This window comes from Streptococcus sanguinis (assembly GCF_019928825.1).
GTDB lineage: Bacteria > Bacillota > Bacilli > Lactobacillales > Streptococcaceae > Streptococcus > Streptococcus sanguinis_L.
Map to the genome: position 1 here is coordinate 276,262 of NZ_JAHZOP010000004.1, position 12,091 is coordinate 288,352.

The following is a 12,091-nucleotide window of genomic DNA, read 5'->3' on the forward strand; positions in this document are numbered from 1 at the left end:
ACAAAGAATGATTGAATATAAAAATGTAGCGCTACGCTATACAGAAAAGGATGTCTTGAGAGATGTCAACCTACAGATTGAGGATGGTGAATTTATGGTTTTAGTGGGTCCTTCTGGGTCTGGTAAGACAACCATGCTCAAGATGATTAACCGTCTTTTGGAACCAACTGATGGAAATATTTACATGGATGGCAAGCGCATCAAAGACTATGATGAGCGTGAGCTACGCCTTTCCACAGGCTATGTCTTACAAGCGATCGCCCTCTTTCCAAACCTAACTGTGGCTGAAAATATTGCTCTTATTCCTGAGATGAAAGGTTGGAGCAAGTCAGATATTCAGCAGAAGACCGATGAATTGCTGGAGCTAGTGGGCTTGCCTGCTGATGACTATGCTCAGCGTATGCCGAGTGAGCTGTCTGGCGGTGAGCAACAGCGGGTGGGGATTGTCCGTGCCATTATCGCCCAACCCAAAATCCTGCTGATGGATGAGCCATTTTCAGCTCTTGATGCTATCTCGCGTAAGCAATTGCAGAGCTTGACCAAGAGTATCCATGACCAGTTTGGGATGACAACAATCTTTGTTACCCATGACACGGATGAGGCTTTAAAGTTGGGCAATCGGATTGCTGTTCTGCAGGACGGGGAGATTCGTCAAGTGGCGACACCTGAGGAAATCCTATCTGCACCTGCAACCAACTTCGTAGCAGATTTGTTTGGAGGTGTTCAACATGGCTAATTTGTTTTCTACTTTTCAGGAGCGCTTTGGCGAATGGTTGGCAGCCTTAGGGCAGCACCTCCAGCTGTCTCTTCTGACCTTACTAGTGGCCATCTTCCTGACCATTCCGCTCGCTATCTATCTTCATAGTCATAAAAAAGCAGCCAATTGGGTGCTGCAAATTGCGGGAATCTTTCAAACCATTCCTTCAATGGCTTTGCTGGGACTCTTTATCCCCCTCATGGGGATTGGCACACTGCCGGCACTGACTGCTCTGGTGATTTACGCTATTTTCCCGATTTTAGAAAATACCGTCACTGCCTTGAATGGGATTGATCCTAGTTTAGAAGAAGCTGGAATCGCCTTTGGGATGACCAAGTGGGAGCGACTCAAAAAGTTTGAACTGCCTCTAGCTATGCCTGTCATCGTATCAGGAATTCGGACAGCGACGGTTATGATTATCGGGACAGCAACTCTAGCAGCCCTTGTCGGAGCTGGTGGACTAGGTTCTTTTATCCTTCTAGGAATTGATCGTCGCAATGCCAGTCTAATCTTGATTGGAGCTATTTCATCTGCAGTTTTGGCTATTCTTTTCAACAGTCTCCTTAAATGGATGGAAAAGGCTAAGCTTCGGACTGTATTTACAGCTTTTGCGGTTTTAATCCTCGGCCTCGGCGCTTCTTATACACCGAGTCTGATTCGCAAGCAGGAGAAGGATCATCTGGTTATTGCTGGGAAATTGGGTCCAGAACCAGAAATTCTCATGAATATGTATAAACTTCTCATTGAGGAAAATACGGATATGACTGTGACAGTCAAACCTAATTTTGGGAAGACTGACTTCCTTTATCAAGCTCTAAAAAAAGGTGATATTGATATTTATCCTGAGTTTACCGGTACGATTACTGGAACTCTCTTGCAGCCTGCTCCAAAGGTCAGCAATGATGCTGAAGAAGTTTTTGAAGCAGCACGTGATGGAATCAAAAAACAGGACAATCTAGTCTTGCTCAATCAGATGGCTTATCAAAATACCTATGCTATCGCAGTACCTAAGAGTATCGCCAAAGAATACAATCTTAAAACCATCTCTGACCTTAAGACGGTTCAGGATAAGCTCAAAGCGGGTTTTACCCTAGAGTTTAACGATCGTGAAGATGGGAACAAGGGTTTGCAATCTCTATATGGCCTTAATCTTAATGTAGCGACCATGGAGCCAGCCCTTCGCTACCAAGCTATTCAGTCGGGTGATATTCAAATCACGGATGCCTATTCGACTGACGCAGAACTTGCGCGTTATGATTTACAAGTTTTAGAAGACGATAAGCACCTTTTCCCTCCTTATCAAGGTGCCCCTCTCCTGAAGGCTGAATTGCTAGAAAAACACCCTGAGTTGGAAGGTATTCTCAATAAGCTGGCTGGCAAAATTACGGAAAGTCAGATGAGCCAGATGAATTATCAAGTTGGCATCGAAGGTAAAAATGCCGAAGCTGTTGCGCGTGATTATCTGGTCAAGGAAGGACTTTTGAAAAAATAAAAAGTAAAAGAGTTAGACTTGTATGGTCTAGCTTTTTTGCTTACTTGTGGATAGACAGACTAAGGATGGAAGGAGATGAGTTGATCTCTTAGTCAGGAAATCTTCATCCATTTTTGGTATAATAAAGTATCAATTCATGGAGGTGTTCCGATGGCATCTAGTCAAGAATATTTGGATTTTATCCTGAAGCAGCTGCAGGGCTTAGGGCAAGAAATTAGCTTTCGCAAGATGATGGGAGAGTATTTGCTCTATTATCGGGGGCGCTTATTTGGCGGGATTTATGACAATCGCTTGTTGCTTAAGTCAGTCCAGCCAGCCCTGGATTTTTTTGAAAATCCGGTTTATGAGTTTCCTTATCCAGGCGCAAAGCCAATGCTTCGTATAAAAGAAGTAGAAGACGCTTCCTTTCTCTGCAGTTTGATTGACGCTGCCTATCCTACCTTACCAGCACCAAAAAAGAAAAAATAGCCTTTCCTTTTCAATGGATATTCTAAAAAGTTGCCGTTTAAATAGACATTTTTAAAATTTTCCTTTATAATGGACTTAAAGGAGGTTTGGTATGCTTTATATTGCTCTTATTGGAGATTTAATAGAATCCAAACAGCTGAAAAATCGTAAGCAGGCGCAGAAGGACCTGCAGGACATGATGGCGGTGCTAAATCAGGATTATCGGGATTGTCTGGTGTCACCTTTCACGGTAACGACTGGAGATGAGTTCCAAGCTTTGCTGCGGCCTAATCCAGAGATCATGCAGCTCCTTGATCAGATTGCCTTGGGCTTTCCTCATCCGATTCGCTTTGGACTTGGTCTGGGAGAGATTGTGACGGATATCAATCGGGAGCAGAGTATTGGTGCGGACGGTCCGGCCTACTGGAGGGCACGCGCAGCCATTGATGTTATTCATGAGAAGAACGACTACGGCAGCAGCCGTATAGCTGTATCCTTGGGAGATGAAGAGCTCAGTCAGGCGGTCAATACAGTGCTGGCAGCTACTTCATTTATCCAAAGCAAGTGGAATACCAGTCAGAAAGAGGTTCTGGAGCGGATGCTCATGGAATATATCTATGACGAGAATTTTTCTCATGGAGAAATAGCAGAGCTGTTGCAGATTAGTCCCAGTGCGCTTAGTAAGCGACTCAAGTCCTCTGGTTTGAAGATTTATCTGAGAAATCGCCGTTTAGCTATGAGAATGATTCTACAGGCAGCAAAGGAGGCTGAAGAATGACAAATTTTATGGGATTTTCAGAATTTTTCATGCAGAATCCGATTCTTGTTTTGACTTTGCTGGCTCATGTACTAGCTGATTTTCAGCTTCAAAGTCAGAAAATGGCCGACCTAAAAAGCCGGCGGATGAATTTCTTAATTCTCCACTTGGGAATTGTTCTCTTGCCCCTGTTGCTCTTGGGGCTCATCTTACCTAATTATCTGCTATATTTCGCCTTGGTCTGGTTCAGTCATGCGCTTATTGACTTCTTGAAGAATAGGCTGAATTCATTGATTGTCCGGCATCATGCTCAAAAGCTTGCCTTCATACTGGATCAGATCTTGCATCTGATTAGTATTTTTGCTCTTTATTTTCTCTTAGGGCAGCAGCAAATTCCAGTTCCTAATTGGCTGACTGACCGTTACCTCATGCTGCAGGCTCTCTTTTTCTTCGCCCTTACTGGTAAGCCGATTAATATCCTCTTTAAACTCTTCTTCAGCAAGTATCAGGCAGGGGAAGACAGCGGAGAGACTATTGCGGGGGCTGGAGCCATGATTGGGATTTTGGAGCGCTTGATTATGGGACTTTCCCTTATTTTCGGGCAGTTTACTGCGATTGGGCTAGTTTTTACAGCTAAGTCTATCGCCCGCTATAATAAGATTTCAGAAAGCCAGTCCTTTGCTGAATACTACCTGATTGGCTCGCTTTTCAGTATGATTGCAGTCCTGCTGGTTTACGGCTGTCTTTATTGGTAAAAATAAATACAAAAACAGATCATCATAGTAAGGATGGTCTGTTTTTGTATTTTTATCTGTAATTCTACTCAATCATGGTATTGACAGCAGTGCCTGTTTGGTAGTCAATCTCTGCATTAGGAGAGACATTGTCTAGGATGACATGAGATATTCCGTCTTCATCAATTGTTTCCTTGCCCCCTAGCTGAATGCTGACAATATTGCCTTCTGAGTCTAATCCGACATACTGGAGCTCAATCTTGCGAGGAAGAAGTTCATTGTCCGTATAAATCGGAGTAACCTTGTAATCCAGCCAATAATCAGGATTTTCCTCTAACCAGCGCTCCAAGCGATGTTCATAATAGATCATGCTATCTGGGTTATTGTCATCCAGTCCTTGGAAACTGCCAGAGTTGAGCCAAGCGGTCATTGGAACGAGGTTTTTCCCTTCGTTATTGAGACCGCTGAAAGTAAAGCCAATCAGGTGAGCGCGATTCATGAGCCAAGCCCGATCATCTCCATTTCCATAGTAAAATTTATAATTGTGCCAACCGATGGGATTGTATGTGACCTTGGTCTCCTTTTTCTTTTTGGCTTTGTGTTGCTCCTGCATTTGGACATGAGCAGCAGTAGCCCGACCGTATTTGTCCTTTTTCCCAAGCTTTAGCTGATACTCTCCATTCAACTCCAGAGTGCCGATAGCTGTTTCATCGCTATGGTTGAGCAGCTGGACCTTAATCTGGTTCTTCTGATTAGCAGCAACATTTTCTGCAGGAAGAGCCTGTGAAAGTAACAACAAAGAGCCGGCTGACAGGACAAGCCAAGTGCCAAACCTAAACTTTTTCATAAAGAACTCCTTTTAAATAATATATCTCCGACATCATTCTACTAAAAAATAGATTGTTTGACAACTAAAACTTTTCAAAAATATTACAAAAATAAATATTTGTTCAATAAGTTCGAGGTTTGACTAGGATGTGTATTTTTTCTATAATCGTAACTAGAGAAAACGCTTGTATAAATTACCTAAGGAGGTGCTTATGAGTCCATCTTTAGAGGAAATGTCACTTGAGGAGCTGTGGCAGCTTTTTCCGATTTTTTTAAGAGAGCATCAGGATGAGTGGAAAGACTGGTATGCGGAGGAACGGCTTCGGCTTTTGAGTTTTTTGCCAGAACATCAGATTGTTCGTCTTAGCCATATTGGCTCAACATCGGTAGAGACCATTTGGGCCAAGCCAATAGTGGACATTATGCTGGAAATTCCTAAAGAAACAGATATGGCAGCAATGAGAGACTTGCTGCTGAAAAATGGCTATCTGCTCATGTCAGAAAGCCAAGAGCGGATGTCATTTAATAAAGGCTACACACCGAGTGGTTTTGCAGAGCGCGTTTTCCATCTGCATCTGCGCTATGAAGGCGATCATGATGAACTGTACTTTAGGGACTATTTACAGGAGCATCCTGCTGTAGCTAAAGACTATGAAAAGCTCAAGCTGTCCTTGTGGAAGCAATATGAGCACAATCGTGATGCCTATACAGAGGCTAAAACGGATTTTATCAAGAACTATACAGATGAAGCTAAAAAGCTTTATGGCGGAAGATATGAGAGGGAAGACAGATGATTTATCCAATGATTGGCTTTCTGATTATTCTTGCTTTTCTTTACTTAATGTACCAATCAAAGAATTTGATTGCAGCCTTTCAGACCCATTTTCATTGGTCGGATTTAACTCAGGCATTCACAGAACTTAAACGGATACTAAAGCAAGATGGAACCATTCTACTGGCATGTGAATGGAGTAAATTAGCTTACTACCTACCAGACTTTAAAAAGCGCGAAAAACTGGAAAGCTTCTTGACAGCCTTGGACCTACATCTCATCGATAGTCAAAAAAAGGGCCAATGGATTCTTTATAAAATCGTGAAAAACTAAGGAGGTATCCTATGAAACAATTATTTTTATGTTCATATTTTGCGGGAGTCAAGGACTTGTTCAGACAATATGCGTCTGAAAAGCAATTGGGAAAACAAGTACTTTTTATCCCGACGGCTGGAAATGTAGAAGAGTACAGGGGTTATATTGACGAAGCCCAGCAGACCTTTGCGGACTTGGGATTTCAAGTAGAGGTCTTGGATATTTCAGCTTGTGATAGAGAAACGGCTCAGGTCAAAATTTTCCAAAGCAAGCTCCTCTATGTCTCTGGTGGCAATACTTTTTATCTTCTGCAAGAACTAAAGAAAAAGCAGCTTCTGTCCTTGATAAAAGAGCAGATTGCGGATGGAATGGTTTATGTGGGCGAATCTGCTGGCGCTGTTATCACTGCTGAGGATATTGACTACATCAGACTTATGGACGATAAGGAAGTAGCAGGGGAACTGTCTGATACGGTGGCGTTACATGAGGCAGATTTTTATCTCCTGCCTCATGTTGGCGAAGAACCCTTTGCTGAAAGTGCTCAGGCAATCCTAAATACTTATGGAGACAAGCTTAATTTGCTGCCCCTTAATAATCGCCAAGCAGTGCTGGTGGAGGATGAGGAAGTGAAGGTTTTGGTGGAAAATAAATAAGAATGCGGGTGTAGTATTTTGATTGAAAAGACATACGAAACATCAAGTGGAGTCATTCACTATTGGACAAATGAGGTTGATGAATCATCCGAAAGTGCTCTTATATTTTTACCTGGGCTAACTGCTGACCATAGGTTATTTGAAAAACAAATAGAATATTTTAAAGATACATATAGAGTCTTGGTTTGGGATGCACCTGGACACGCTTCATCTTATCCATTTCGTCTCGATTTTACTTTATTTGATTTAGCAAGTTGGCTAGATAGAATATTTGTCAAAGAGAGAATAAAAAATCCAATATTAATTGGTCAGTCAATGGGAGGATATGTAGGACAGGTTTATGCTCAACTTTTTCCTGAGAAATTAAAAGGCCTTGTTACGATTGATTCACCTTCCCTGCAAAGGAAGTATTATACAGCTATGGAATTGTGGTTCTTAAAAAATATGGAGGCAATTTATAGAATCTATCCATGGAAATCTCTTTTGAAATCAGGCCCTAAAAGCGTATCAACAACAGACTATGGAAGAAAACTGATGTATGATATGATGATGGTTTATGATGGCGATCAAAAAAGGTATGCTCGTCTTGCGGGATATGGATATAAGATATTTTCAGAAGCAGTAGAGAAGAAGCTTTCTTATGAAGTAAAATGTCCACAATTGGTTATATGTGGAAAAGAAGATCGTGCAGGTTCATGCAGACGATATTTGAAAGCCTATGAAAGAAATACTGGGAAGTCTGTTCAATGGATTGATGAGGCAGGACATAATTCTAATACCGACCAACCCGATATTGTAAATAGACTGATTAATGAATTTTTGAATAACAAAATTAAAGAAAAGCTTGGTTGAAAGACCGGCTTTTTGATATAATAGACTCTATGAACACAAAAGAAAAAATTTCAAATTATCAACTTTTATTGGCTCAGCTAGAAGCCTTGTTGGAGGGTGAGACCAATGTTTTGGCCAATCTGTCCAATGCTAGCGCCCTGATTAATCAAGCCTTGCCTAATTCTGTTTTTACTGGTTTCTATCTTTTTGATGGGAGCGAGCTGATTTTGGGGCCTTTTCAGGGTGGTGTTTCCTGTGTCCATATTGCGCTAGGTAAGGGTGTCTGTGGGGAATCTGCGGAGAAAGAGCAGACGATTATCGTAGATGATGTGACCCAGCATGCCAATTATATCTCCTGTGATAGCCGGGCTAATAGCGAAATTGTGGTGCCCATGGTAAAAGACGGTCGACTTCTGGGGGTGTTGGATTTGGACTCAGACTTGACGGGTGATTATGATAAGGTAGATCAGGAATATTTGGAAAAGTTCGTCCAGATTTTGCTTGAAAAAACGACTTGGAATTTTGAAATGTTTGGAGAAAAAGCCTAATGTATCAAGCTTTATATCGAAAGTACCGCAGTCAGACCTTTGGTCAGCTGGTTGGGCAGCAGGTAGTAGCCACCACCCTGCGTCAGGCTGTGGAGCAAGGGAAAATCAGCCATGCTTATCTCTTTTCTGGCCCACGTGGAACAGGGAAAACTAGTGTTGCTAAGATTTTTGCCAAGGCTATGAATTGTCCGAATCAAAAGGACGGCGAGCCTTGTAATGACTGCTATATCTGTCAGGCTATCACGGAGGGGAGCCTTGAAGACGTCATCGAAATCGACGCTGCTTCAAATAATGGGGTAGATGAGATTCGTGATATTCGGGACAAGTCTACCTATGCGCCTAGTCTTGCCAAGCACAAGGTCTATATCATTGACGAGGTGCATATGCTCTCGACAGGGGCTTTTAACGCCTTGCTCAAGACCTTGGAAGAACCGACAGAAAATGTGGTCTTTATCCTAGCGACGACAGAACTGCATAAGATTCCAGCGACCATTCTTTCCCGTGTCCAGCGTTTTGAGTTTAAGTCTATCAAGACGCAGGACATTATTGGCCATATCGAGTGGATTTTGGAGCAGGAAGGCATCGATTTTGAGCAGGAAGGTGTGCAGATTATTGCCCGTCGAGCTGAGGGTGGTATGCGGGATGCCTTGTCTATCCTCGATCAGGCTCTTAGCTTAACCCAGGAAAATCGTTTGACCACAGACATAGCTGAAGAGATCACTGGCTCTATCAGCTTGGGAGCCTTGGATGCCTATGTAGCAGCTTTGATTGCTCATGATGCAGTAGCAGCCTTGGATAATCTCAATCTGATTTTTGATAGCGGCAAAAACATGGCCCGTTTTGTGACGGACCTCCTGCAATATCTGCGTGATCTAATCATTGTCAAAACTGGCGGGGAGAATCATCATGCCAGTGAGCTCTTTCTGGAAAACCTCAATACACCGCAGGATACCCTATTTGCCATGATTGATATAGCGACCAAGAGTTTGGCAGACATCAAGAACAGCCTGCAGCCTAAGATTTATACAGAAATGATGACCATTCAACTGGCAGAGACTAGCAGTCATCCTGCAGTGGCAGCGATTCCGGATAATCTAGCCGATGAGCTTAAGGGACTGAGACAAGAGATTGATAGTCTTAAGCAGCATCTGGCTAATGGCAATGGCAAACCTGCAGCAACTGTCAGAACTTCGGATATTCGGCCGCAGAAATCTAAGGGCTACCGAGCAGACCGCAATAAGGTCAATGCCATCCTAGAAGAGGCTGTTGACAATCCAAGCCTTGCTCGCAGCAATTTGACCAAGCTGCAGAATGCTTGGGGTGAGATTATCGAAAGTCTGGCTGGAGCTGATAAGGCCTTGCTGGCAGGATCGCAGCCAGTGGCTGCCAACGAAAGCCATGCTATCTTAGCTTTTGAGTCTAATTTTAACGCTGAGCAGACCATGAAGCGGGACAATCTCAATACTATGTTTGGTAATATCCTCAGCAATGCAGCTGGATTTTCACCAGAGATTTTGGCCATTTCCTTAGAAGAGTGGACCAAGATTCGGGCGGACTTTTCAGCTCGCAGCCGCAATGGCAAGGCAGAGGCTGAAGAGAAGGAAGAGGAAAGCCTAATTCCAGAAGGATTTGACTTTTTAGCAGAAAAAATTACCATTCAAGAGGACTAAAAAAAGATTTTTCTAGGTTTTCGTGTTATAATAAATCTATGAACAGACGACAATTTATTGTAATGGCTGTTTTTACGGCCTTAGAAACCTATTTTTTCAATGAATCCATCATGGCTGGGCGCTATTTCATGGCTGCTTTCTGGGCTGTTTTAGTGCTACGCAATCTGCAGATTTCCTATGTCATGGGGCGGATTGTGGATGAAATCGATAAACATTTAGGACCGAAATAATGAAAACAGGACTGAGTCATTAGAACTCAGTCCTTTTGAAATGAAATTTTTGATTACCAACTGGTCAGCGAGACTTCGCCGCTGTTGAGCCAGATTTCCTGACCATCTGTCAGCTGGACTAAGAGTTGCCCGCTGTCTGAGATATCCTTGGCCAAACCTTGGTAGTCCACGCCTTTTTGGCTAAAGGTCACTTGCCGTCCTAGCACCAAGGAGCGCTGCTTGTAGAGATAGATGAGCTCTTCTGGATCACTTTCGTAGAAGCATTTCCAAATCTCGGCAATGAGCTCATTGCGACTAATGGCTGGTTTCTCTTCAAAGAGGGAGCCAGCTTTTTCTTTGATGTCGGCTGGAAAGTCTGTTATGAAAAAATTAAAGCCAACACCTATGATGACATCGGTGACGAGACCCGTCTCGATAGAAGTTGTAGCCTCGGTCAAGATGCCGGAAATTTTTTTGTTTCGATAGTAAATGTCATTAACCCACTTGATATCAATCTCCATGAGGGTTAGATTTTTCACTGCCTTGTAAATGGCACCCGCAGTTAAGATAGTATAGGAGGGGAGCTGGTCGAAGGGGAGGTTGGGCTTGAGGTGGAGAGACATGTAAAAGCCGCCCTGGCTGGGGCAAAAGAAGGCACGACCGAAGCGGCCACGGCCAGCAGACTGGGCAGCGGCCAGATAGAGAGTGTTGGCTGGGCGTCCGGCCTCCATGCCAGCCTTGGCATCCATCTGAGTGGACTGGCAGTCAGGATTGAAGAAGACCTGAAGAGGTGAGTGTGTTTCAATCCAGTCAGGAATCAGTAGGTCACCCGCTGTCAATCGATAACCCCGGTTCTTGACGGATTCGATTTGGATGCCTTCTTTCTCTAGTTTTTGAATGGCCTTCCAAATGGAAGTTCGTGAAATGCCCAATTCTTGGGCTATTTTTTCACCGTTGACATAGTCGTTAGCCTGACTGAGGATGTCAAAGATTTTTTCGTAGGTTTTCATAGGCGGTCTTTCTAGCTTAAAGGCTGCTTTCTCTTAGTGTCAGCTTGGTAGAGAGCTTGATCATATAGGGGATGGGGCTTTCGTCAGTTTTAATCATCTGGTCCAGCATCTGCAGAGCTTGCTTGCCCATTTCCTCTGTAAAGACTGTCACAGTACTGAGGGGCGGATAGACATATTTGGCGATGGATGTATCATTAAAGGAAATAATCTGGACATCTTGGGGAACAGCTATTCCCGCTTCCTGAAAAGCACGGAGGGCACCGACAGCCAGAGCATCGCTAGCTATGAAGAATGCTTTGGGCATCTGTTCTTTTTGCTGGTCAATCAATTCTTTCATCAGCTGGTAGCCAGATTCTGAGGAGAACCTGCCTATCTTGACATAGGCCGGCTGATAAAGACCTTTTTCACTAAGGTAACGGCAGAAGCAGGCCAAGCGCGGGTCATCAAGACTTATCGTTCCATCTGCTGTTTCTTCACGTCCAGCAATCATACCGATTTCTCGAATACCCTGCTCAAGAAAATGGTCGAGAACATGAGTAACGGCATGCTCAAAGTCCGTTGTTACACAGCTGTGACCTTGGTTGAGCGTATCGCTATCAACGAATACTAAAGCGGTACTGTATTGCTCCAGCTCCTTGACTTGCTTGCTGCTGAATTTTCCGATGGCAATGACGCCGTCAATCTGTTCTAGCTGGCTTAGAGAGTCGTTGTTGAAAATCCGTACGATATCATAGCCCAGTTCCCGGGCTTTCTTTTCAATGCCTAAGCGGATGGAGTAGTAGTAAAGATCATCCAGCTCTTCCAGCTCTGTGTACCATTCCACGATGGCAATGCGATGGGTTTGAGGTGAAGTCTTTTTCTGCCTTTTGCTTTTTTTGTAGTTGAGCTGTTCAGCGATATCGAAAATCTTTTTACGCGTCTCATCGCTGACAGACATGGACTTGTCATAGTTCAAAACCCGCGAAACAGTTGCGGGAGAAACACCGGCAGTTTGGGCGATATCTTTGATAGTAGCCATTTGATTTGGTCCTTTTTAATTTACTGTCTACATAAATTATAACTCAAAAA

Annotated in this window: 14 protein-coding genes and 1 pseudogene; 12 read left to right on the plus strand and 3 right to left on the minus strand. The window is 43.4% G+C overall.

Annotation, left to right across the window (positions count from 1 at the left end; all coding sequences use genetic code 11):
* Positions 1-7: 7 nt before the first annotated feature.
* The 5 genes from K1J09_RS09445 (at position 8) to K1J09_RS09465 (ending at position 4,208) form a co-directional block, all read left to right on the plus strand.
* Positions 8-736: an ABC transporter ATP-binding protein gene (locus K1J09_RS09445; RefSeq protein WP_223323809.1), complete on the plus strand. Its 729-nt coding sequence runs from the start codon at positions 8-10 to the stop codon at positions 734-736.
* Positions 729-2,249, plus strand: coding sequence for an ABC transporter permease/substrate-binding protein (locus K1J09_RS09450; RefSeq protein WP_223323808.1), 1,521 nt, complete (start codon positions 729-731; stop codon positions 2,247-2,249). The genes K1J09_RS09445 and K1J09_RS09450 overlap by 8 nt, the downstream gene beginning before the upstream one ends.
* 150 nt (positions 2,250-2,399) lie before the next feature.
* Positions 2,400-2,717, plus strand: coding sequence for a TfoX/Sxy family protein (locus tag K1J09_RS09455; RefSeq protein WP_032909732.1), 318 nt, complete (start codon positions 2,400-2,402; stop codon positions 2,715-2,717).
* Positions 2,718-2,808: 91 nt separating this feature from the next.
* Positions 2,809-3,474 (plus strand): SatD family protein, encoded by a 666-nt coding sequence (locus tag K1J09_RS09460; protein ID WP_223323807.1) that lies wholly within the window; start codon positions 2,809-2,811, stop codon positions 3,472-3,474.
* Positions 3,471-4,208 (plus strand): DUF3307 domain-containing protein, encoded by a 738-nt coding sequence (locus tag K1J09_RS09465; RefSeq protein ID WP_223323806.1) that lies wholly within the window; start codon positions 3,471-3,473, stop codon positions 4,206-4,208. Before K1J09_RS09460 ends, K1J09_RS09465 begins: the two co-directional genes overlap by 4 nt.
* 64 nt (positions 4,209-4,272) lie before the next feature.
* Here K1J09_RS09465 and K1J09_RS09470 read toward each other — a convergent pair whose 3' ends face one another.
* Complete coding sequence (locus tag K1J09_RS09470) at positions 4,273-5,034, minus strand: DNA/RNA non-specific endonuclease (protein ID WP_223323805.1); 762 nt, start codon at positions 5,032-5,034, stop codon at positions 4,273-4,275.
* A gap of 193 nt (positions 5,035-5,227) precedes the next feature.
* Here K1J09_RS09470 and K1J09_RS09475 point away from each other — a divergent pair, with 193 nt between their 5' ends.
* From K1J09_RS09475 to K1J09_RS09505, 7 genes and pseudogenes are all read left to right on the plus strand, one after another.
* Positions 5,228-5,809 carry a GrpB family protein gene (locus K1J09_RS09475; protein ID WP_223323804.1) on the plus strand — a complete coding sequence of 194 codons (582 nt, stop codon included), beginning with the start codon at positions 5,228-5,230 and terminating at the stop codon, positions 5,807-5,809.
* 62 nt (positions 5,810-5,871) lie between these two features.
* Positions 5,872-6,120 (plus strand): annotated as a pseudogene (locus K1J09_RS09480) (class I SAM-dependent methyltransferase); the annotation flags it as partial.
* A gap of 11 nt (positions 6,121-6,131) precedes the next feature.
* Positions 6,132-6,755, plus strand: a complete 624-nt coding sequence (locus K1J09_RS09485) for a Type 1 glutamine amidotransferase-like domain-containing protein (protein ID WP_223323803.1) — start codon at positions 6,132-6,134, stop codon at positions 6,753-6,755.
* An 18-nt stretch (positions 6,756-6,773) separates the two neighbouring features.
* Complete coding sequence (locus K1J09_RS09490) at positions 6,774-7,607, plus strand: alpha/beta fold hydrolase (RefSeq protein ID WP_125330995.1); 834 nt, start codon at positions 6,774-6,776, stop codon at positions 7,605-7,607.
* Between the two features lie 29 nt (positions 7,608-7,636).
* Positions 7,637-8,134: a GAF domain-containing protein gene (locus K1J09_RS09495; protein ID WP_125330994.1), complete on the plus strand. Its 498-nt coding sequence runs from the start codon at positions 7,637-7,639 to the stop codon at positions 8,132-8,134.
* The gene (gene dnaX, locus K1J09_RS09500; RefSeq protein WP_125330993.1) at positions 8,134-9,804 is read left to right on the plus strand and encodes a DNA polymerase III subunit gamma/tau; all 1,671 of its coding nucleotides are present in this window, start codon (positions 8,134-8,136) and stop codon (positions 9,802-9,804) included. The genes K1J09_RS09495 and dnaX overlap by 1 nt, the downstream gene beginning before the upstream one ends.
* A 38-nt stretch (positions 9,805-9,842) precedes the next feature.
* A complete protein-coding gene (locus tag K1J09_RS09505) occupies positions 9,843-10,034 on the plus strand; it encodes a DUF3272 domain-containing protein (RefSeq protein WP_002895701.1) in 192 nt (63 codons plus the stop codon).
* A gap of 53 nt (positions 10,035-10,087) precedes the next feature.
* On the opposite strand, the gene birA is transcribed toward K1J09_RS09505, so the two are convergent.
* Positions 10,088-11,023, minus strand: coding sequence for a bifunctional biotin--[acetyl-CoA-carboxylase] ligase/biotin operon repressor BirA (birA, locus tag K1J09_RS09510; protein ID WP_223323802.1), 936 nt, complete (start codon positions 11,021-11,023; stop codon positions 10,088-10,090).
* A 16-nt stretch (positions 11,024-11,039) separates the two neighbouring features.
* Positions 11,040-12,041, minus strand: coding sequence for a LacI family DNA-binding transcriptional regulator (locus tag K1J09_RS09515; RefSeq protein WP_125330991.1), 1,002 nt, complete (start codon positions 12,039-12,041; stop codon positions 11,040-11,042).
* Positions 12,042-12,091: the final 50 nt, after the last annotated feature.

Bases quoted from the DNA above. Each gene is read 5' to 3' on its own strand.
- K1J09_RS09485 (WP_223323803.1), top strand. From the start codon at position 6,132: ATGAAACAATTATTTTTATGTTCATATTTTGCGGGAGTCAAGGACTTG.
- K1J09_RS09495 (WP_125330994.1), top strand. From the start codon at position 7,637: ATGAACACAAAAGAAAAAATTTCAAATTATCAACTTTTATTGGCTCAG.
- K1J09_RS09465 (WP_223323806.1), top strand. From the start codon at position 3,471: ATGACAAATTTTATGGGATTTTCAGAATTTTTCATGCAGAATCCGATT.
- birA (WP_223323802.1), bottom strand. From the start codon at position 11,023: ATGAAAACCTACGAAAAAATCTTTGACATCCTCAGTCAGGCTAACGAC.
- K1J09_RS09515 (WP_125330991.1), bottom strand. From the start codon at position 12,041: ATGGCTACTATCAAAGATATCGCCCAAACTGCCGGTGTTTCTCCCGCA.
- K1J09_RS09505 (WP_002895701.1), top strand. From the start codon at position 9,843: ATGAACAGACGACAATTTATTGTAATGGCTGTTTTTACGGCCTTAGAA.
- dnaX (WP_125330993.1), top strand. From the start codon at position 8,134: ATGTATCAAGCTTTATATCGAAAGTACCGCAGTCAGACCTTTGGTCAG.
- K1J09_RS09450 (WP_223323808.1), top strand. From the start codon at position 729: ATGGCTAATTTGTTTTCTACTTTTCAGGAGCGCTTTGGCGAATGGTTG.
- K1J09_RS09455 (WP_032909732.1), top strand. From the start codon at position 2,400: ATGGCATCTAGTCAAGAATATTTGGATTTTATCCTGAAGCAGCTGCAG.
- K1J09_RS09460 (WP_223323807.1), top strand. From the start codon at position 2,809: ATGCTTTATATTGCTCTTATTGGAGATTTAATAGAATCCAAACAGCTG.
- K1J09_RS09470 (WP_223323805.1), bottom strand. From the start codon at position 5,034: ATGAAAAAGTTTAGGTTTGGCACTTGGCTTGTCCTGTCAGCCGGCTCT.
- K1J09_RS09475 (WP_223323804.1), top strand. From the start codon at position 5,228: ATGAGTCCATCTTTAGAGGAAATGTCACTTGAGGAGCTGTGGCAGCTT.
- K1J09_RS09445 (WP_223323809.1), top strand. From the start codon at position 8: ATGATTGAATATAAAAATGTAGCGCTACGCTATACAGAAAAGGATGTC.